The organism is Chryseobacterium sp. II3a, assembly GCF_057815135.1.
The window spans coordinates 1-18,504 of record NZ_JBYPZJ010000015.1 but is presented as its reverse complement, the minus strand read 5'-3'; the positions used below and the strand labels follow the sequence as shown (position 1 = coordinate 18,504).

Annotated in this window: 24 protein-coding genes and 1 tRNA gene; 10 read left to right on the top strand and 15 right to left on the bottom strand. The window is 35.6% G+C overall.

The features are described 5' to 3' along the window. Positions 1 to 133: 133 nt before the first annotated feature. Positions 134 to 1,546: an efflux transporter outer membrane subunit gene (locus tag AC3HD6_RS22785; RefSeq protein ID WP_488898406.1), complete on the top strand. Its 1,413-nt coding sequence runs from the start codon at positions 134 to 136 to the stop codon at positions 1,544 to 1,546. Between the two features lie 203 nt (positions 1,547 to 1,749). Here the strand turns inward: AC3HD6_RS22785 and miaA are convergent, their stop codons facing one another. Then, entirely contained in the window at positions 1,750 to 2,664 is a 915-nt protein-coding gene (gene miaA, locus AC3HD6_RS22780; RefSeq protein ID WP_488898405.1) for a tRNA (adenosine(37)-N6)-dimethylallyltransferase MiaA, read from the bottom strand. Between the two features lie 95 nt (positions 2,665 to 2,759). Between miaA and AC3HD6_RS22775 the strand changes: the two genes are divergently transcribed. The 3 genes from AC3HD6_RS22775 to nadA all read left to right on the top strand — a co-directional run bounded on the left by AC3HD6_RS22775 (position 2,760) and on the right by nadA (position 5,394). After that, positions 2,760 to 3,617 (top strand): YicC/YloC family endoribonuclease, encoded by an 858-nt coding sequence (locus tag AC3HD6_RS22775; protein ID WP_082811276.1) that lies wholly within the window; start codon positions 2,760 to 2,762, stop codon positions 3,615 to 3,617. An 88-nt stretch (positions 3,618 to 3,705) separates the two neighbouring features. Continuing rightward, positions 3,706 to 4,269 (top strand): guanylate kinase, encoded by a 564-nt coding sequence (gene gmk / locus AC3HD6_RS22770; protein ID WP_488898404.1) that lies wholly within the window; start codon positions 3,706 to 3,708, stop codon positions 4,267 to 4,269. Between the two features lie 105 nt (positions 4,270 to 4,374). Next, positions 4,375 to 5,394 (top strand): quinolinate synthase NadA, encoded by a 1,020-nt coding sequence (nadA, locus tag AC3HD6_RS22765; protein ID WP_488898403.1) that lies wholly within the window; start codon positions 4,375 to 4,377, stop codon positions 5,392 to 5,394. Positions 5,395 to 5,506: 112 nt separating this feature from the next. Here nadA and AC3HD6_RS22760 read toward each other — a convergent pair whose 3' ends face one another. The 13 genes from AC3HD6_RS22760 to AC3HD6_RS22700 all read right to left on the bottom strand — a co-directional run bounded on the left by AC3HD6_RS22760 (position 5,507) and on the right by AC3HD6_RS22700 (position 11,146). Next, a complete protein-coding gene (locus tag AC3HD6_RS22760; RefSeq protein ID WP_488898402.1) occupies positions 5,507 to 5,695 on the bottom strand; it encodes a hypothetical protein in 189 nt (62 codons plus the stop codon). A 34-nt stretch (positions 5,696 to 5,729) separates the two neighbouring features. Beyond that, a complete protein-coding gene (locus tag AC3HD6_RS22755; RefSeq protein ID WP_488898401.1) occupies positions 5,730 to 5,897 on the bottom strand; it encodes a bacteriocin-like protein in 168 nt (55 codons plus the stop codon). Between the two features lie 30 nt (positions 5,898 to 5,927). Next, positions 5,928 to 6,116: a bacteriocin-like protein gene (locus AC3HD6_RS22750; protein ID WP_488898400.1), complete on the bottom strand. Its 189-nt coding sequence runs from the start codon at positions 6,114 to 6,116 to the stop codon at positions 5,928 to 5,930. A gap of 19 nt (positions 6,117 to 6,135) precedes the next feature. After that, positions 6,136 to 6,324, bottom strand: a complete 189-nt coding sequence (locus tag AC3HD6_RS22745) for a bacteriocin-like protein (RefSeq protein WP_488898399.1) — start codon at positions 6,322 to 6,324, stop codon at positions 6,136 to 6,138. Between the two features lie 212 nt (positions 6,325 to 6,536). Then, positions 6,537 to 6,740: a bacteriocin-like protein gene (locus AC3HD6_RS22740; protein WP_488898398.1), complete on the bottom strand. Its 204-nt coding sequence runs from the start codon at positions 6,738 to 6,740 to the stop codon at positions 6,537 to 6,539. Between the two features lie 38 nt (positions 6,741 to 6,778). Next, positions 6,779 to 6,988: a hypothetical protein gene (locus AC3HD6_RS22735; RefSeq protein ID WP_488898397.1), complete on the bottom strand. Its 210-nt coding sequence runs from the start codon at positions 6,986 to 6,988 to the stop codon at positions 6,779 to 6,781. Positions 6,989 to 7,040: 52 nt separating this feature from the next. Continuing rightward, the gene (locus tag AC3HD6_RS22730) at positions 7,041 to 7,238 is read right to left on the bottom strand and encodes a hypothetical protein (protein ID WP_488898396.1); all 198 of its coding nucleotides are present in this window, start codon (positions 7,236 to 7,238) and stop codon (positions 7,041 to 7,043) included. Between the two features lie 36 nt (positions 7,239 to 7,274). Further along, complete coding sequence (locus AC3HD6_RS22725; protein ID WP_167387030.1) at positions 7,275 to 7,445, bottom strand: bacteriocin-like protein; 171 nt, start codon at positions 7,443 to 7,445, stop codon at positions 7,275 to 7,277. A 72-nt stretch (positions 7,446 to 7,517) separates the two neighbouring features. After that, the gene (locus tag AC3HD6_RS22720) at positions 7,518 to 7,712 is read right to left on the bottom strand and encodes a bacteriocin-like protein (RefSeq protein ID WP_068944592.1); all 195 of its coding nucleotides are present in this window, start codon (positions 7,710 to 7,712) and stop codon (positions 7,518 to 7,520) included. Positions 7,713 to 8,098: 386 nt separating this feature from the next. After that, the gene (locus tag AC3HD6_RS22715; RefSeq protein ID WP_488898395.1) at positions 8,099 to 8,380 is read right to left on the bottom strand and encodes an ACT domain-containing protein; all 282 of its coding nucleotides are present in this window, start codon (positions 8,378 to 8,380) and stop codon (positions 8,099 to 8,101) included. Positions 8,381 to 8,390: 10 nt separating this feature from the next. Continuing rightward, entirely contained in the window at positions 8,391 to 10,115 is a 1,725-nt protein-coding gene (gene ilvB, locus AC3HD6_RS22710) for a biosynthetic-type acetolactate synthase large subunit (protein WP_488898394.1), read from the bottom strand. 539 nt (positions 10,116 to 10,654) lie between these two features. Further along, on the bottom strand, positions 10,655 to 10,843 hold the full coding sequence (locus AC3HD6_RS22705; RefSeq protein WP_488898393.1) for a hypothetical protein: 189 nt from the start codon (positions 10,841 to 10,843) through the stop codon (positions 10,655 to 10,657). A 102-nt stretch (positions 10,844 to 10,945) separates the two neighbouring features. Continuing rightward, the gene (locus AC3HD6_RS22700; protein ID WP_488898392.1) at positions 10,946 to 11,146 is read right to left on the bottom strand and encodes a hypothetical protein; all 201 of its coding nucleotides are present in this window, start codon (positions 11,144 to 11,146) and stop codon (positions 10,946 to 10,948) included. 42 nt (positions 11,147 to 11,188) lie between these two features. On the opposite strand from AC3HD6_RS22700, the gene thrA reads away from it, so the two are divergent. The 6 genes from thrA (at position 11,189) to AC3HD6_RS22670 (ending at position 17,967) form a co-directional block, all read left to right on the top strand. Then, positions 11,189 to 13,639 (top strand): bifunctional aspartate kinase/homoserine dehydrogenase I, encoded by a 2,451-nt coding sequence (thrA, locus tag AC3HD6_RS22695; protein WP_488898391.1) that lies wholly within the window; start codon positions 11,189 to 11,191, stop codon positions 13,637 to 13,639. Between the two features lie 10 nt (positions 13,640 to 13,649). Then, positions 13,650 to 14,570, top strand: coding sequence for a homoserine kinase (locus AC3HD6_RS22690; protein WP_488898390.1), 921 nt, complete (start codon positions 13,650 to 13,652; stop codon positions 14,568 to 14,570). A gap of 20 nt (positions 14,571 to 14,590) precedes the next feature. Next, a complete protein-coding gene (gene thrC / locus AC3HD6_RS22685; RefSeq protein WP_488898389.1) occupies positions 14,591 to 15,895 on the top strand; it encodes a threonine synthase in 1,305 nt (434 codons plus the stop codon). A 4-nt stretch (positions 15,896 to 15,899) separates the two neighbouring features. Next, positions 15,900 to 16,268, top strand: coding sequence for a dihydroneopterin aldolase (folB, locus tag AC3HD6_RS22680; RefSeq protein ID WP_488898388.1), 369 nt, complete (start codon positions 15,900 to 15,902; stop codon positions 16,266 to 16,268). Positions 16,269 to 16,303: 35 nt separating this feature from the next. Then, positions 16,304 to 17,668 carry a DUF4403 family protein gene (locus AC3HD6_RS22675; protein WP_488898387.1) on the top strand — a complete coding sequence of 455 codons (1,365 nt, stop codon included), beginning with the start codon at positions 16,304 to 16,306 and terminating at the stop codon, positions 17,666 to 17,668. A gap of 228 nt (positions 17,669 to 17,896) precedes the next feature. Next, a tRNA-Cys gene (locus tag AC3HD6_RS22670) sits at positions 17,897 to 17,967 on the top strand. Positions 17,968 to 18,078: 111 nt separating this feature from the next. On the opposite strand, the gene AC3HD6_RS22665 is transcribed toward AC3HD6_RS22670, so the two are convergent. Then, positions 18,079 to 18,504 (bottom strand): ISL3 family transposase (locus tag AC3HD6_RS22665; protein WP_488897300.1); only part of this gene is annotated, 426 nt, incomplete at its 5' end.

Genomic DNA, 18,504 nt, shown 5'->3' with positions numbered 1-18,504 from the left:
AAAGAAGTACACATAAAATTTTTTGAAAATCTCTGATTTTCCTATCCATAAACATCTGTGTAAATCTGTACAATCTGTGGGAAAATAAACCCTCAAAGTTTTATACTCTATTAAAGTTTATTAAACAAAAACTATGAAAAGAATTAAGAATATTATATTAACATTCGCCATAGCTTTAGGATCTGTTTCGTGTGTGTCAAAACTGGCATACACGGAGCCGGACCTTCCGCTTCCGGAAAAATTCCAGTACACTGCCACTGCTGATACCGCTAGCATTGCTAACCTGGAATGGAAACAATTTTTCAGTGATCCTATTTTACAAGGATTAATTGAAAAAGGAATTAAAAACAACTATGATCTTCAAATTGCCTTAAAGCAAGTAGCTTCATCACAGGAAAAACTAAAACAGGCAAAATATATGCAATATCCGGATGTTGGATTTGGGGTATCTGCGCAAATTTCAAAACCATCTAAAAACAGCATGAACGGGCAGAGTCTAAATTTATTTTTAGGATCAAGTCATGTTGAAGATTACAACGCTGCTTTCAATTTATCATGGGAAGCCGATATCTGGGGAAAAATCAAAAATCAACAGGAAGTTTCCAGAATGCAGTATTTGCAGACCTATGAAGGTTCGAAAGCGATTCAGACTCAGGTTGTAGCAGCTATTGCACAGGGATATTACAATCTTTTGATGCTGGATAAACAGTTAACCATTGCAAAGTCTAACCTGGAATTAACCAGCAATACTTTGTTAATCACACAAAAAATGTGGGAAAGTGGTGATACAACTTCATTAGGGGTTCAACAAGCCACTGCCCAAAAGCAGGCAACAGAGCTTCTGATCTCACAATTGGAACAGAATATCGCTATTCAGGAAAATGCTTTAAGCATTCTGGTAGGAGAAACTCCCAATAAAGTCAACAGAACTCTTGAGATGTCGGACACTTCTTTACCACAGAACATTACAGCAGGTCTTCCGGCAGCTATGGTAAGCCGCAGACCGGATGTACGTCAGCAGGAACTGGTTTTACTGGAATCCAATGCTATGGTAGGAATTGCCCAGGCCAATATGTATCCAGCTTTAAAAATCACAGCCAACGGTGGAGTCAATTCATTCAAATTTGATAACTGGTTTCAGATTCCGGCCTCGTTATTTGGATCTGTTTTAGGAGGGCTTACTCAACCGATTTTCCAGAAAAGACAATTAAAAACAGATTTTGAGGTGGCTAAAATTCAGAGAGAGAAAAATGTATTGGCATTCCGACAATCTGTGTTGAATGCTGTAGGTGAAATTTCTGATGCTTTGGTTTTCAATGAAAACCTAAAGGTTCAGGAGCAAAAAGCAGCAGAGCAATCCAATACATTAAAAGATGGGATTAAAAGTGCACAACTTCTTTACAGAGGAGGCTCAACTAATTATCTAGAAGTGATTACCGCACAAGGAAATTCACTTCAGGCTGAGTTGAATCTTGCTTCCATTAAAAGACAGAGATTAAGCAGCATTGTAGATTTATACAGAGCGCTGGGTGGCGGTTGGAAGTAGTAAATTAAATTATATTGTTTGAGATGCGGTTCTTTATGAACCGCATTTTATTTAAATATTAAAAAACAATTATTAATTTTTATCTGCACTGTCATTCTGAAAGGAACGCAGTGGAATTGAAGAATCTTAGAACAATTGATGAGATTCTTCCTTCGTCAGAAATCGAAGATTCGACGTAGTCAATGACAAACCATATGCTTAATTTACTTCTCAAACTGCTCAGCAATCCATTTCAACAAATCTCCAAAATCCTTTTCAGAGTATCCCAATTGCAAATAATGAATATCATTCGCTTTTCTATACCATGTCAATTGGCGCTTAGCATATCTGCGGCTGTTCTTTTTAATTTCAGAAACGGCAAATTCCAGGTCCCATTCTCCATCAAAATATTTGAATAATTCAGCATAACCTACCGTATTTAAAGCGGTAAGTTCTTTGAATTTCTCCAGACCTTTCACCTCATCCAAAAGCCCTTTTTCCATCATAATGTCAACACGACGATTGATTCTGTCATACAATTCCTCTCTTGGCGCTTCAATTCCTATCCTGATCACATTAAAATCTCTGGAATCCTGAGAAACGGCAATCTGTTCAGAATATTTTTTGTTGGTTTGCCAGATGACATCAATGGCACGCAAAAGTCTTCGGTGGTTATGAATATCCACCACTTCAAAATATTCGGGATCTAAATTTTTTAAAATTTCCTGAAGTTTTTCAATTCCCTCCTGCTCCATAATAGTCTGAAGCTTTTCCTGATTTTCAACATCAGCCTCAGGTAAATCATTCAAGCCTTCAATCACAGCTTTTTCATACATCATACTTCCACCAACTAAAATTACAGTGTCGTGATTTTGAAAAAGTTCATTAAGCTTCTTTAGAGCATCTTCTTCATATTGGCCGATAGAATAATACTCCTCTACGGAAAGATTTCCGATAAAATGGTGAACAGCCTCAGCCAATTCTTCATCAGAAGGGGCAGCAGTTCCGATTTTCATCTCTTTAAAAAACTGCCGGGAATCACAGGACACAATCTCAGTATTGAAATGTTTTGCCAGATCAATGGCCAGTTTTGTTTTGCCTATTCCGGTGGGTCCTACTACAGAAATCAGATTTTTCATCAGTTCACATTCATTATTTTATCAGTAAAATAGAATCTTTTACAGATTTTACTGTGCTAATTTAAATGTTTATCTTTGTAGAACAATAAAAAACTATGATTTTATCAATGACTGGCTTCGGTAGAGCCGAAGATGTTTTTGAAGGAAAAAAAATAACAATAGATATTAAATCATTGAACAGCAAGAGCTTTGATTTAAATATTAAAATTCCTTTACGTTACAAAGAAAAAGAATTTGAAATCAGAAAAATTCTTAACGATAGAATTATCCGTGGAAAGGTTGACTGCTACGTCAATATTGAAAACCTTGAAGAATCTAATGATGTAAAAATCAATAAAGGTTTAATTGATTCTTATATCAATGAACTTAAAAATATTGCATCTGACGGTCCTGATTTCGAATATCTGAAAATGGCGGTAAGACTTCCGGATGCCATCACCTCAAGACCTGATGAACTTACAGAGGGAGAATGGGAAGCATTGGCAAAAATCGTTAATGCTGCTGTAGACCGATTTGAAGAATTCAGAAAGACTGAAGGCAGCAATTTACATGAAGAACTCAACAGAAATATTCAAAACATTGATAAATATCTGAGTGAGGTGATTCCTTTTGAAGAAGAAAGAATCGTAAGTGTAAAAGAACGTTACCAAAAGACTTTGAAAGAATTCGAAAATGTGGATGAAACCCGTTTCTACCAGGAAATGGCTTATTTCACAGAAAAACTGGATATTTCAGAAGAAAAAGTAAGACTTACTCAGCATTTGAAATATTACAAGGAGGTAATGGACAACGAATCTTTCAATGGTAAAAAACTGGGCTTTATTTCTCAGGAAATCGGAAGAGAGATCAATACATTAGGATCTAAAGCCAATCACGCCGAAATTCAGAAGCTTGTTGTGAAGATGAAGGATGATTTGGAAAAAATTAAAGAGCAAACGTTAAACGTGTTGTAGTGATGAGGTACGAGAAGCGAGACTACAGTTATTACTAATATGATAAGTGATCTCAAAACTCGAAACCCTGAGCTCGAAACTCAAAAATATGGATAAAGTAATTATATTTTCAGCACCGTCTGGAAGCGGGAAAACTACATTGGTAAAATATTCTCTGGAAACCTTCCCTGAATTGGAATTTTCAATCTCTTGCACTACAAGAGAGCCAAGAGGAAGTGAAATACATGCTGTGGACTATCATTTTTTAACACCTGATGAATTCAGGCAGAAAATTTCGGAAGATGCTTTTGTAGAATATGAAGAAGTATACACTGATAAATATTACGGTACTTTAAAATCTGAAGTGGAAAAGATCTGGAATCAGGGAAAAGTTGTTATTTTTGATGTAGATGTAAAAGGAGGAATCTCCCTGAAAAAATACTTTGGAGAAAAAGCATTGTCTATTTTTATAGAACCACCTTCCATTGAAGAATTGGAACGAAGATTGATTTCAAGAAACACAGATGATGCTGAAACTATTAAAACCCGTGTAGCAAAGGCTGAAGAAGAATTATCCTATGCCAGCGAGTTTGACAAGATTGTGATCAATTCCGATCTTGATGAAGCCAAAAGAGAAATAGAAAGTTTAATAAAAAGTTTTATCAATAATTAATGGCTGAAAGATGGAGGTCAGGAGATGACAGTAATATACTTTCATCAACATCTAACTTCTAATTTCTCCCCTAACTTCTGATAATAAAAAAACATTAAGGTTGATATGAGTACCGAAACATTAGAAAAAGCTAAATCTGCGATTCCTGTAAAGGGATTTTTGGATATAAAAGATATAGCGATTCCTCAGGGAGAAGAACTGGTAAAAGCCATTCTGAAACTTAAGGAAGAAAAAAATGCTGTAATCCTTGCCCACTATTACCAGCCTGGAGAAATTCAGGATATTGCTGATTTTCTTGGAGATTCTTTGCAATTGGCAAGGCAGGCAAAAGAAACAAACGCTGATATGATTGTATTCTGCGGAGTACATTTCATGGCTGAGGCTGCTAAAATTCTGAACCCAACTAAAAAAGTAGTTCTTCCTGATACTATGGCCGGATGCTCACTTGCAGACGGATGTTCAGGAGATGGTTTGAGAAAGATGCGTGAACAACATCCTGATGCTTTAATCGCAACATACATTAACTGTAATGCTGAAACAAAAGCAGAAAGTGATATCATCGTAACAAGTTCAAATGCTGAAACCGTTATTGAAGCACTTCCAAAAGACAGACCTATCATTTTCGCACCGGACAAAAACCTGGGAAGATACTTATCTAAAAAGACAGGTCGTGATATGATCCTTTGGGATGGAAGCTGTATAGTACATGAAGCATTTTCTATGGAAAGAATTGCAAAACAGCTTGCAGACAATCCCGATGCCAAAATGATTGCACACCCAGAAAGTGAAGAGGCTGTCTTAAAATTAGCACATTTCATTGGTTCTACTTCTGCTCTACTGAACTTTGTAGAAAAAGACGATTGCCAGAAGTTCATCATTGCAACAGAAGAAGGTATTCTTCACGAAATGAGAAAACGTGCACCGCACAAAGAATTGATTCCAGCATTGGTTTTCGATGAAAGCTGTAACTGTTCAGAATGTTTCTATATGAAACGTAATACAATGGAAAAATTGTACTTATGTATGAAATATGAACTTCCGGAGATTCTTATCGACGAAGAATTAAGATTAAAAGCACTGAAACCTATTGAGGCGATGCTTGATCTTTCTAAAAGTATAAAGTAAGCAAAAGAGGCTGTCTCAAAAGGTAAACTAATGCTCAGAGAATCTTCTAAATGACAAAAGTTGTCAGACAGGAGTCCAAGAGAGGGGTTATTTTTGAGACAGCCTCTTTTTATTACATCGGTGGGTAAACAAAACAGTCTCTACTTACAAAAGACTGTCCTTTACAGCAAGAAGACAATCTCTGATAATCTTCACAGGTGTGAGCAAAACCCGGGCCCGGGCCATAACCTCCTGTAGGACATCCTCCGGGACATCCAGCCCCATTGATGTTTTTTAATGTTGTTCTTGATAATTTTTTCATAATAATCTGTCTTTGATTTTATTTATTTTATTTGCTACACCATTGGTGCATAGCAGGTTCCACCAGGCGTACGCCAGCATCCCCATCCTCCTTGGCGGAAACATACAAAAGCGGCACCACCACAGGTATCAATCTGAAATTGAGTAAATCCACCATTTACTTTTTTCTGTTGTTCTCTTGAAAGTTTTTTAATATTTTCCATAATGAATGTTTTGTATTTTTAAGACTTTAATTAAGAGACTATTTCATTTCCCGGATAAGGTTTAAAGGCATTACAATTTACGCTCACATCCACACAATTCTTAAGGTTTTCACACCATTTCCGATTTTTCCCACAATATATTTGAGGGGTTCCTCCAATGTTTGCAGCACCACTTACTGTTTTTAGTTTCTGTCTTGACAATTTTTTTAAACTTTTCATCTTATTCAATTTTTTAGAATTAAAGAATTCCACTGTTTTCCGGATCATAATCCTTTAAATCACAAGATCCATTTTTGGGAATACACCTCTTTAGATTCTCACACCATTTATGGGTATAAATACATACTGAAGGAATTGGTCCCCCAATTATCCCAGCTCCAGTAATTGTTTTCAACTCGTTTTTTGAAAGTTTTTTTAAATTTTTCATAATAATTTATGAATTTAGTTATTGTATTCTTTTGCTACACAAAGATGGAATGCCTTTTAATCAAAACAAAGCTTCAATTAGCAGGTGTTATCAATTTTTAAATAAGTGTAACATTTTACAGGATTTGTGTAGAAATAGATTGAAATACCAACTCCCAATAAAAAAGACCGCCTTTTTGAGACAGTCTTTTATGATCAATTTAAATATTTATTTTAAGAAACTCCACCATCCACACACTCCATACTTACAATTACACACGCTTTGCAATAAGTAGGAAGAGCCTGATAAGCACTGCATGGAGCATCGTTTGGCCCAGTTCCATAAGTTGTATGCTGTGGGCATCTGCTGCAGTTTGATCCTATTGCACCATTTACTCCTCCAAGTTCTCTTCTATTTAATTTCTTTACATTTTTCATAGTTATTTTAATTTTTTGAGGTTATTAAAAAGTATTTTTTAGTTCCCGAAGTAATCAGAATAATCTGGTCCGTAGCAATCTGCACTTACATCCACACAGTTTCTGCAAGTAGGAGATAATCCCCAAAAAGCCATGCAGCTGTTGGTATATTCGGGGCCATCTCCATAGTTTCCTGAAGTAGGACAGAAGCCACAGCCTGTTCCTTTACCGCTAATGTCTTTCAGTTTTGTTCTTGATAGTTTTCTCATGTTTAGATTTGTTATTAATTACTGTTTTTACTTACTATTATAATTCTTCCTGTTAACTATTTCCAAAACAGGATCTGCTGACTCTAACACAATTTTTGTCTCTGCAGTAATCCGGTAATGCAAAATAATTTTCACAGGTCCCAGTGTATTCTACTCCTGGCCCATATGTAATATGAGCTGGACATCCGTTACAAATAGAAGCATTCTCACCTTTAATATTTTTAAGATGATTCCGGGATAACTTTTTCATACTGTAAAGATTTTGAATGATTTTAATTGATTCAAATTACAGCATTGGAGGATAGCATTTTCCGCCAGGTTTCAGCCAGCATCCCCATCTACCTCCTCCCATAAAACAAACAAGTTGTTCACTACCGCATGCTTCAATTTGAATTTGCGTAGCACCACCATTAATACTTTTCTTTTGGTCTCTTGATAATTTTTTAATTGTTTTCATACTATTTTATTTTTAAGATGATAAATCAAAAAAAGCATCGTAAAAACAATGCTCTTATATTATTGAAACAGATTAATAACGGTCAAAACAATCCATACTTACCAATACTCTTTTTTTACAGCACTCAGGCAGTCCATAAAAATCTCCACATGATCTTGGTTCATTTGGTCCATAAGGTCCAACAGGACAATTTTCATAACAATCCCCAATTCCGCCGCCATTGATTGATTTTAAATGTTCTCTTTTAATTTTTTTTGAATTTTTCATTGGATTTTCATTATAGTTAATTAGATAAATGTAAGATTTTTAATTAATTACACCAAATATTTCTCTTAAAAAGGATTTAATTAATTTATTATGTTAAAAGTTCTCTATTTCAAAATAATTTGTACATTTTATCAATTACAATGAATTTTTCAAAAAAACATCTGATATTTCTACCCGCAAGTCATCTATTTCAGGAGTATCTTCTGCTTCTACATTCACAACTATCCCCATAAAAGGGTAAATTTTCACATATTATTTCCAGTACCCTGTACTCTTTTTCTGTCTTCCAGCATTATTGCAGCAAGACTTCAGCATAAAGAATTGGATTGTGTATGGGAAATAATCTGAAATGGCAAGGTGCATTTACCTCAAAATATTTTTTGTAATCAGCTGGCATGTTCTACCGCCGACAAGTAAGGATTCTTATGGTAATGAACTTCCAGCACATCCACCTGTTTCTCCATTTGCCTGATAATTTTCTGAACCGATTCTTCCGTCTCGTTGATTATGATGACAAATTTTTTCACTTTTTCTATTTCACTAGGCCCCACATGAAAAGTCACCATAGAAATCCTTCTTCTTGAAAAAACAGCATTGATTCGGCCTATTAATCCTAAATAATCTTCAGTATAAGCAGTAATGGTATATTCTTTATGTTCTGTTCTCATTTTGTTCTTTTTAAAAATTATTGTTCAATACAATTTCTGAAACACTTTTCCCTTGTGGGATCATTGGAAATACATTGTGTGCCCTTCCAGTCATTACCTCAAGAAGAAAAGCCCCTTTATGATCAAGCATTTCGTAGAGGGCTTCTTTCAGTTTTTCTCTTTGGGAAACCCTGGTCCCTGCAATACCATATCCTTTTGCTACCTGTACAAAGTCAGGACTCTGAATATCTACAGACGAATATCTTTCTTCATGAAATAATTCCTGCCACTGCCTTACCATTCCCAAGTAACAATTATTAAGAATTAAAATTTTAACATTAGAATGGTATTGCATAATAGTGCCCAATTCCTGTATATTCATCTGCGCTCCTCCATCTCCCATAACAGCAATAACAGGCCGGTTCTTTTCCACATAAGAGGCTCCTATAGCAGCCGGAAGACAAAATCCCATTGTTCCCAATCCTCCGCTGGTGATATTGGTTCGCGAGTATTTAAATCGTGAATACCGGCAGGTTATCATCTGATGCTGCCCAACATCCGTTACAATGATAGCCTCGCCCGCTGTTATTTCGTTAAGGCTGCGAATAACTTCCCCCATGGTAATTTCTCCCTCTTCAGGATATAATTCATGATGGATCAGATTCCTATTTTCAATTTCATAGCAGTCATTAAATCTTTCATACCATTGTGGATACTCTTTCTTTTGAATCAATGCTGTAAGAAGCGGCAAGGTTTGTTTACAATTACCAAGAACCGGAACATCTGCTTTCACATTCTTATTGATTTCGGCCTGATCAATATCCAGATGAATGATTTTGGCTTGCTTTGCATATTGATCCAATTTTCCGGTTACCCGGTCATCAAAACGCATTCCTATAGCAATCAGGACATCACATTCATTGGTAAGAATATTAGGCCCATAATTTCCATGCATGCCTACCATTCCTGCAGCTTGAGGATGATCTGTAGGGATGACACCTATTCCTAGAAGAGTCCAGGCGACGGAAATTCCAGATTTTTCTGCAAACTGTAAAAATTCATGTTCAGCTTTTCCCAGCAAAACGCCCTGACCTACAATAATAAAAGGTTTCTGTGCATTGTTGATAAGTATTGCAGCCTTTTCTATGTTTTCTATATGAGGAACAGGTTCAGGCTTGTAGCTTCTTAAATTATGGCAAGGAGAATACCCTTTATAAATGGCACTTTGCAATTGTGCGTTTTTGGTTACATCTATCAAAACCGGTCCCGGTCGCCCTGATCTTGCAATATAAAATGCTTTGGCCAAAACTTCGGGAAGCTCATTAGCATCTACAACCTGATAATTCCATTTGGTGACGGGGCTTGTGATATTCATTACATCGATTTCCTGGAAGGCATCGGTTCCCAACAGATGTTCAAAAACCTGTCCCGTAATACATACCAGCGGAGTATTATCCAGTAAAGCATCTGCCAACCCTGTCACAAGATTCGTTGCTCCGGGTCCACTGGTTGCCAGTACAACTCCTACTTCGCCTGAGGCTCGGGCCAAACCTTGTGCTGCATGTACAGCTGCCTGCTCATGACGCACAAGAATATGTTCGAGCTTTCCCTGATAATCATAAAGAGCATCATAAATAGGGATAATTGCTCCTCCCGGATAACCGAAAACTGTTTTCACGCCTTCCTGAAGAAATGCGTCCAGTATCATTCGGCTTCCACTAATTTCTGTTTCTGTGGATAGATTTAAATTTTTCATTGTGTTTTATACTAAGAAGATCCGTCATATAATTTTTGATAACAGATAATATTAACATACATATAAATATAGCTATATTACAGGCCTAACGGCCATGTTTGCCAACCATTAATCCTTGGATCTATTTCATAGAATGAACCAATAATAGTAAAGAATTAATAACTGCTCTTTCTTCCTCAAAGGAGAATACCTTATCTGAAAGAATTTGGGATCTTACAAGAATATATACGATCTAAATCAGTATAAGTAGAAGAACATATTATTCAATGTTTATAATACATTCTAAAAAGAATTTGAGAAGTGAGGGAATTTATCATAATTTGTTTATTTGGTATTGTAAAGCTATAAAAAACAATTTAATTCACCAAAATATGATGTTATTTTTATAAAAATCAAAAACACAATCAACAAACAATATAATTAACAATAAAAATAAATATTTATTGTTAATTATTTGCTATTCAAATAAATTATATTCAAAAAAAGAAATACGAAAAATTTCGTTGTTTTTCTGAACCTACATTTATTATTTTAACATATTAACGGTTTGTAAAGCATGCAACATCCGCCAAAACCATTGCTTTACAACATTCTGGTAAAAGACAATAATCTTCGCATGATCTTGGCTGACCGAAACCAAAAGACCCAACTGGAAAATATTCATAACAAGGTCCACTCCCCCATCGAATGATTTTAATTTTTCTTTGATCAGCTTTTAAAGTTTTCATAATTATTTTATTTTAATCAACATCATAAATACAAGATTTTAAAACCAATTACATACAATACCATCTTATATTATTTCTCTAAAAAAGAAATACATTTATTTTCTAATAAAATTTGTCATTTCGGAATAATTTGTACATTTGTAAGATAACAATGAATTTTTCAAGAAACATATCTGATATTTCTATCCTGAAGTCATCTATTTCAGGAGTATCTTCTGTTTCTACATTCACAACTACAACAACTACCCCATAAAGGGGTAAATTTTCACATATTATTTCCGGTACCCTGTACTCTTTTTTCAAAGAGTAATCCTTTTACTTTTTCTAATCTCAAATAAATAATAGATGAAAATCTTAAAATTCGGCGGAACATCAGTCGCCAATGCTCAGAATATATTGCTTGTAGAAAACATTATAAAACAAGAATCGTCAAAAGACAACATTGCCGTAATTGTATCGGCTCTTCATGGTGTAACTGATCTTCTTATTAATGCTGCTGAATATGCTTCCGTTAAAAATGAAGATTACCTCCTGCTGCTTAAAAATACAGAAGAAAAACACCTAAACCTCGTCAAAGAACTTATTCCTGTTTTAGAGCAAAGTGCTTTGCTAAGTTTTGTAAAAAAACATTTCAATGATCTTGAGGATCTCTACAACGGAGTTTTTGTCCTTGGTGAGCTTACTCCAAGAATCAAAGATAAAATTGCTTCCTATGGAGAATTTCTGTCTTCCAGCATTATTGCCGCAAGACTTCAGCATGAAGAATTGGATTGTGTATGGATGAATGTTTCAGAACTTATCAAAACTGATAGCAATTTCACCCATGCAAAAGTAGATTTCAATAATACTGAAAACAATATTAAAAATTATTTCAACAATCATCAAAACCGTATTCTGATAGGCCCTGGCTTTATAGCTAGTGACGAAAAAGACCATACTACAACATTAGGTCGTGGCGGTTCAGATTACACTGCTGCTATTATTGCCGCTGCCATTCACGCTGAAGAACTTCAGATATGGACCGATGTAAGCGGAATGATGACTGCAGATCCCCGTCTGGCCTCACATGCTAAACCTATTGCTGAAATTTCTTATCATGAAGCGATGGAACTTTCTCATTTTGGTGCAAAAGTTATTTATCCACCATCTATTCAACCCGTGATGGTCAAAAATATTAACCTTAAAATTAAAAATACATTTGATCCAAAGGCACAAGGAACATTGGTTTCCCATCATCTGAATACTTCCGAAAACGAACAACACCAGATTGCAGTAGGAGTTTCAAATATGGGTAATATAGCTCTACTCACTCTGGAAGGCAGTGGAATGGTAGGAATTCCCGGTATTTCTGCAAAACTTTTCCAATGCCTGAGTCAGGAAAAAATAAATGTTATTCTTATTACCCAGGGTTCTTCCGAGCATTCCATTACCATAGCGATTCATGAAAAAGATATATCAGCAGCTGAAAATGCAATCAATGCATCCTTTGCAGATGATATTAATCTAAAAAGAGTAGCTCCGGTCAATATTGAAAAAGGACTTTCCATTGTAGCATTGGTAGGAGAAAACATGAAAAGCAGAAGTGGTGTGAGCGCCAAAATGTTTGGATGTCTGGGGAATAACGGAATCAATATAAGAACCATTGCACAAGGCTCTTCAGAAAGAAACATCAGTGTTGTTATTGCTGAAAAAGATGCTAAAAAAGCAGTCAATGTTCTGCATGAAGAGTTCTTTGAATCTGAAATAAAGCAGATTCACCTCTACCTCTGCGGAACAGGAAATGTTGGGACCAAACTTATCCAGCAAATCTTTAATCAGAATCAATATCTGAAGGAAAACCACTTCATCAATTTAAGAGTTGCAGGCCTTTCCAACAGCCGTAAAATGATCTTTGCTGACAAAGGAATTTCCGAAGAAGAATATATCAACTGGAATGAGTCAGGAATTGAAGCCTCAGCACAAAGATTTGCCGAAGAAATCATATCCCGTAATCTAAGAAATTCAGTTTTTGTAGACATTACAGCAAGCTCAGAAGTTCCTGATGTCTATGAAAGCCTGTTGAAAAGAAGCATCAATATTGTTGCCTGTAATAAAATTGCCGCTTCTTCGGATTTTGAAAAGTATAAAATTTTAAAAAATACCGCCAGAAATCATAACTGCTGCTTTCACTTTGAAACCAATGTAGGAGCCGGACTTCCGGTAATAGGGACCATTAATGACCTCATCAAAAGTGGCGACCAGATAACATCCATTGAAGCAGTGCTCAGCGGAACATTAAACTTTGTATTCAATACTTATGACGGAAGCAGAACTTTTTCCGAAGTGGTAGCCCAGGCCCAGAAAGAAGGATATACAGAACCCGATCCAAGGTTGGACCTTTCCGGGACAGATGTTGCCAGAAAAATATTAATCCTTGCCAGAGAAGCTGGGTATCCGCTTCAGTTTGAAGAGATTAAAAATATAGGTTTCTTACCGGAAGCCTGTATGGAAGGCAGTGTAGACCAATTCTATGAAAAGCTGACAGAGTACGAAGATCACTTTAAATCTTTATTTGACCATGCTCAAAAAGAAGGCAAAATCCTGAAATATACTGCTGAATTTAAAGATGGAAAAGCTAAAGTAGGCTTACAGCATGTAGCTCCGGGAAGTGATTTATTTCATCTATATGGAAAAGATAATATTGTCATTTTTAAAACCTTAAGATATTCTGAGCAGCCATTGGTCATCAAAGGAGCTGGTGCAGGAGCAGAAGTAACAGCCAGTGGGATTTTCGCAGACATCATCCGTTCAATTTAAAAACAAAAATATGAAAAAAGTAAAATTAAAAATTCCGGCTACTGTAGCCAATCTCGTGTGTGGATTTGATATTCTGGGGATGGCAATATATGAACCTTATGATGAAATGGAAATCCGTTTATTGGAGACATCAGAAATCATTATTAAACATCAAGATTCTTTTGGACTTCCCGAAGAACCTTCTAAAAATGTTGCAGGTGTTGTCCTTTTAAAAATTCAGGAATATTATAACTTAAAAAATGGCTTTGAAGTCATTATTTATAAACATATAAAACCTGGAAGCGGTCTCGGCTCCAGCGCGGCTAGCGCCGCTGGAGCCGCCCTAGGAGCCAATATTGTATTAGGAAATATCATGTCAAAAGATGAAATGGTACATTTTGCCATGTTTGGAGAAGAACTTGCCTCAGGAGTTCGCCATGCTGACAATATTGCTCCATGTATCTATGGTGGAATCACTTTGGTGAAATCTACAAATCCCATTGATATTATTCCATTGAATGCTCCTGATTTATTTGTGGCTGCCGTACATCCTCAGGTAGAGGTTAAAACTTCAGATTCGAGGCAGATCCTAAAGAAAAACATCACCTTAAAAAGTGCTGTTGAACAATGGGGAAACATTGCCGGGCTGGTAGCTGGTATTCAGAAAAATGACTTCCCACTGATCGGCAGAAGCCTGAATGACGTAATTATAGAACCTATACGAAGTATTTTAATCCCAAGATTTGATGAAATTAAATCAAAAAGTCTGCAGCTTGGAGCTTTGGGAGGGGGAATTTCCGGATCAGGGCCATCTATTTTCATGCTGGCAGAAAAAAGGGAAACCACAGAAAAAATAGATGAAATGATGAAAGTTGTATATGATGAAATCAATATAGATAACTTCGTATATGTCTCCAAAATAAATCCGGTAGGAATTGAAATTATTGAATAACAAAACTAGATTAAGAACAAATGAAATATTACAATTTAAAAGACCATCAGGAAAGTGTTGATTTCAAAACTGCTACTATAAAAGGGCAAGGTAAAGAAAAAGGGTTATTTTTCCCTGAAACTATTCCACCATTTGATCAAGAATTCATTCATAATCTTACTCAATATTCGGATGAGGAAATTGCTTATCAATGTATGAAAGACTTTATCGGAGATGAAATTCATTCAGAAGTACTTCAGAAGATTGTTGCAGAAACCATCAGTTTTGAAATTCCTTTGAAAAAAATAAATGACAACATTTCAGTATTGGAACTTTTTCATGGTCCTACTCTGGCATTCAAAGACGTTGGTGCGGGATTTATGAGCAGGTGTCTGTCTTATTTTTTAGAAAACCAGCAAAAAAAAATTACCGTTTTAGTGGCAACATCAGGAGATACTGGTGGAGCTGTTGCCCATGGATTTTACGACCTTCCGGGTATTGATGTTGTGATCCTTTATCCCAAAGGCAGAGTAAGTCCGGTTCAGGAAAAACAACTAACGGCATTAGGAAAAAATATTTATGCATTAGAAGTTAATGGCAGTTTTGATGATTGTCAAAGTCTCGTCAAACAAGCCTTCTCCAGTGATGAAATCAATAACCAATTATTTCTGACATCTGCCAATTCCATCAATATTGCCAGATGGCTTCCACAACAGATCTATTATCTGCTGGCTTTAAAACAATGGCAGCAGACGGAAAACAAAGCTCCGGTAATTTGCGTTCCAAGTGGAAATTTCGGGAATATATGCGCAGGAATTTTAGCACACCTTCGAGGCCTTCCAGCAGAACATTTTATTGCTGCCTGCAATGCAAATGATGTAGTCCCTGAATATTTAAAAACTAAAAAATTTAATCCAAAAAAAGCGATAGCCACTTTATCTAATGCTATGGATGTAGGAGATCCCAGCAATTTTATCAGAATTCTGCAGCTTTTCAATAATGAATTTGATTCTTTAAAAAATAAAATTTCCGGATATTCTGTAGATGATAAAAAGACAATACAGACGATTACAGAAGTTTATAACAGAGACCATTATATTTTGGATCCTCACAGTGCTGTAGCATTTGCTGCTCTGGAAGAGTATCTTAAAGAAAATCCTGGTAAAAAAGGATTTATTCTGGGAACAGCACATCCTGTGAAATTTCCTGATGCAGTAGAAAATGCTATTCAGGCAAAAATTAAAATTCCTCAATCCTTAAATGATCTGATGAAAAAGGAGAAAAAAACTGTTGAAATAAATTCTGATTTTAAAGAATTAAAACGATTTTTGCTTAATAAAAATTAAAGCAATGAGTAAGATATATCTTGAAGATGTAAAAATATATGCCTACCACGGAGTTTTACCCGAAGAAAATATTATTGGTACCTATTATATTTTAAATGCAGAACTTCATACCGATTTGTGGAAGGCCGCTGAATCTGATAACCTGAATGATACTATTAGCTATGCAGATATTAACGATATTATTCATCAGGAAATGAAGATCAAATCTCAGCTTCTGGAGCATGTTACAGGGAGAATTATTTTGAAAATACATGACAGTTTTCCACAAATCGACTATATCAAGCTTAAACTCACCAAAACAGCACCACCTATGGAGGGAGAAATGAAAGGCGCAAGCATAGAACTGGAAAAAAGCTTTAAACCAGAAAATTAAAATTCTTATTTTTATTTCATTAAAAAAATACAAAATTGAAATTCGTTAAAATATTATTTTTAGGAGTATGTATCAATGTTTTCGGTCAAACAGGTGTTGATAATCAATTGGCCAGTTACAACTTTCCAAAGATTAAATCCAGCATTACCATGCCGGTAACCATCCCGCTTTCGGAGCTTAGTAATATGGTGAATGCCTCTGTAAAAGATCTCATCTACCAGGATGATTCTTATACTGATAACAATAATGATCAGTTTAAAGTAAAAGTCTGGAAAACCAGACCTATCCGTTTGGTAGGAGGAACCAGCCAAAACCTTTTGATTGAAGTTCCATTGAAGATCTGGGCAGAGAAAGGAATTGGAACACTTGGAGTTTATTCTTACCAGAATACCACTTTTGAAACGGTAATGTCTTTTAATACAACCGTTACTTTTAAAAACAACTGGACTATTACGACCAGTACTCAGCCGAATGGATTCCGATGGGTAACCAAACCAGTACTGGATTATGGAAGAATACAAATCCCGATCACTCCTATCGTTGAAAAAAGCTTAAGAGAACAACAGGAAAAATTCTGTAAAACTATTGACCAGCAAATGGCTACCCAGCTTAATTTCCAGCAATATGCTGTTATGGCCTGGAATACTTTTGCCCAGCCATTCAATATTTCAGAAGAATACAATACCTGGTTGAAGGTAAGCCCGGTAGGCGTTAATATCACTCCTTTAAAATTCTATGGTAATCAAATCAATGCTACCCTTGGAATTGATATTTTCTCAGAAACATTTACAGGAAATAAACCTTCTGCCTCTCCTACAGTAACCTCTGCAAGTAATTTCAATTTCTCCCCTACTGTTGCAGATAAATTTGTACTACAGACGACCGCTAATATTCCTTTTACCGAAGCTAGCAATATGGCCAGAAAAACTTTTTTGAATAAGGAATTTGACATCAGGGATTCCAAAGTAAAAGTAACAGACATTAGAGTGTATGGATTAGATAATAGAATTGTCATCGAAGCACAAACAGATGGCTATATTAAAGGAACTGCCGTTATTTCAGGAATTCCAGTGTATGACGAAATCAAAAGAAAGATTGTACTATCTGATACAAAGTTCAAGCTTAAAACCATGAATATTCTTCAAAAAACAGCATCTCTCCTATTTCAAGGGAAAATTGTGAAGATGATTGAAGAGGAATATGGAATTCCAACCCAGGAATTGGAGGAAACATCCAGAAAGAGTATTGAAGAGGCATTCAATAAAGAATATTATAAAGGATTAAAGATGAGTGGAAAGGTATTTAATCTGAAACCAAGCAAAATCTTGCTTAACAGCACCGGAATTACGGCTGTTATTGATACGAATGCCACCTTAAAACTACTTGTGAACGGATTCTAAAACTAAAAAAATCTTACCAGCCAATATCTTTTTAATATCCTATTTTTTCCAAATGTAATGCAATCATAACAATAACAGGAAAAAAAGAATAATAAACACTAAAAATTATAAGTCTGAAATACAGACTAAAAGCAAAATTGGCAGCCTGAAAAGCAAAGAAATTTCATAAAAACTTTGGTTTATATAGAAATTTAGCTATATTTGCACACCTCAAAAATGGTAAGACATGGTACTTTGGCCGAGCGGCTAGGCAGTGGTCTGCAACACCATCTACAGCGGTTCGAATCCGCTAGGTACCTCTTTAAAACCTCTAAATTTTATTTAGAGGTTTTTTTATGCATTTATCAATTATCTATAAGCTTAGAGAAAATAATCAAGAATATTCTTGGATCAAGCACAAAATCTGGGGGCTAAGCAAAAAGTTTGGTTAATCTGAAGATAAAGAAAGTTTTATCTTTTACACCTCTAAGCTGTAATCTAAAGTTTTTAATCTTGGCATTAAAGGATTCAGCAGAAGCATTCGTACTTCTTTTATCGAAGAAGTTTAAAATATCTCTGTAATGATTCATTATTGTTTTTCTTAATGTAGAAAACGATTTAAATCCTGCCTCTTCGACGTTTTTAAACCAATGCGCCAACTTGGTCATCGCAATAGATTTTGAAATATTCTGATTATAAATTTTTCTAAGTTTATCAGTTAGCTGATAAGCTTGTTCCAAGTCAGGATATTCAGTAAAAAGGATGCAGGCTCTCTGTCTTTGGGATAGAGTCCATTTTTCCCGGCTCTTATAAAGCAGGTATCTGCTTCTTGCCAGAAGTTGTTTCCGGGTATCTCC

Bases quoted from the DNA above. Each gene is read 5' to 3' on its own strand.
- AC3HD6_RS22730 (WP_488898396.1), bottom strand. From the start codon at position 7,238: ATGAAAAAGTTATCCCGGAATCATCTTAAAAATATTAAAGGTGAGAAT.
- AC3HD6_RS22745 (WP_488898399.1), bottom strand. From the start codon at position 6,324: ATGAAAAATTTAAAAAAACTTTCAAAAAACGAGTTGAAAACAATTACT.
- AC3HD6_RS22725 (WP_167387030.1), bottom strand. From the start codon at position 7,445: ATGAAAACAATTAAAAAATTATCAAGAGACCAAAAGAAAAGTATTAAT.
- thrA (WP_488898391.1), top strand. From the start codon at position 11,189: ATGAAAATCTTAAAATTCGGCGGAACATCAGTCGCCAATGCTCAGAAT.
- AC3HD6_RS22750 (WP_488898400.1), bottom strand. From the start codon at position 6,116: ATGAAAAGTTTAAAAAAATTGTCAAGACAGAAACTAAAAACAGTAAGT.
- folB (WP_488898388.1), top strand. From the start codon at position 15,900: ATGAGTAAGATATATCTTGAAGATGTAAAAATATATGCCTACCACGGA.
- AC3HD6_RS22715 (WP_488898395.1), bottom strand. From the start codon at position 8,380: ATGAGAACAGAACATAAAGAATATACCATTACTGCTTATACTGAAGAT.
- AC3HD6_RS22705 (WP_488898393.1), bottom strand. From the start codon at position 10,843: ATGAAAACTTTAAAAGCTGATCAAAGAAAAATTAAAATCATTCGATGG.
- AC3HD6_RS22720 (WP_068944592.1), bottom strand. From the start codon at position 7,712: ATGAAAAATTCAAAAAAAATTAAAAGAGAACATTTAAAATCAATCAAT.
- nadA (WP_488898403.1), top strand. From the start codon at position 4,375: ATGAGTACCGAAACATTAGAAAAAGCTAAATCTGCGATTCCTGTAAAG.
- AC3HD6_RS22690 (WP_488898390.1), top strand. From the start codon at position 13,650: ATGAAAAAAGTAAAATTAAAAATTCCGGCTACTGTAGCCAATCTCGTG.
- AC3HD6_RS22760 (WP_488898402.1), bottom strand. From the start codon at position 5,695: ATGAAAAAATTATCAAGAACAACATTAAAAAACATCAATGGGGCTGGA.
- AC3HD6_RS22785 (WP_488898406.1), top strand. From the start codon at position 134: ATGAAAAGAATTAAGAATATTATATTAACATTCGCCATAGCTTTAGGA.
- AC3HD6_RS22775 (WP_082811276.1), top strand. From the start codon at position 2,760: ATGATTTTATCAATGACTGGCTTCGGTAGAGCCGAAGATGTTTTTGAA.
- ilvB (WP_488898394.1), bottom strand. From the start codon at position 10,115: ATGAAAAATTTAAATCTATCCACAGAAACAGAAATTAGTGGAAGCCGA.
- gmk (WP_488898404.1), top strand. From the start codon at position 3,706: ATGGATAAAGTAATTATATTTTCAGCACCGTCTGGAAGCGGGAAAACT.
- AC3HD6_RS22735 (WP_488898397.1), bottom strand. From the start codon at position 6,988: ATGAGAAAACTATCAAGAACAAAACTGAAAGACATTAGCGGTAAAGGA.
- thrC (WP_488898389.1), top strand. From the start codon at position 14,591: ATGAAATATTACAATTTAAAAGACCATCAGGAAAGTGTTGATTTCAAA.
- AC3HD6_RS22740 (WP_488898398.1), bottom strand. From the start codon at position 6,740: ATGAAAAATGTAAAGAAATTAAATAGAAGAGAACTTGGAGGAGTAAAT.
- miaA (WP_488898405.1), bottom strand. From the start codon at position 2,664: ATGAAAAATCTGATTTCTGTAGTAGGACCCACCGGAATAGGCAAAACA.
- AC3HD6_RS22755 (WP_488898401.1), bottom strand. From the start codon at position 5,897: ATGGAAAATATTAAAAAACTTTCAAGAGAACAACAGAAAAAAGTAAAT.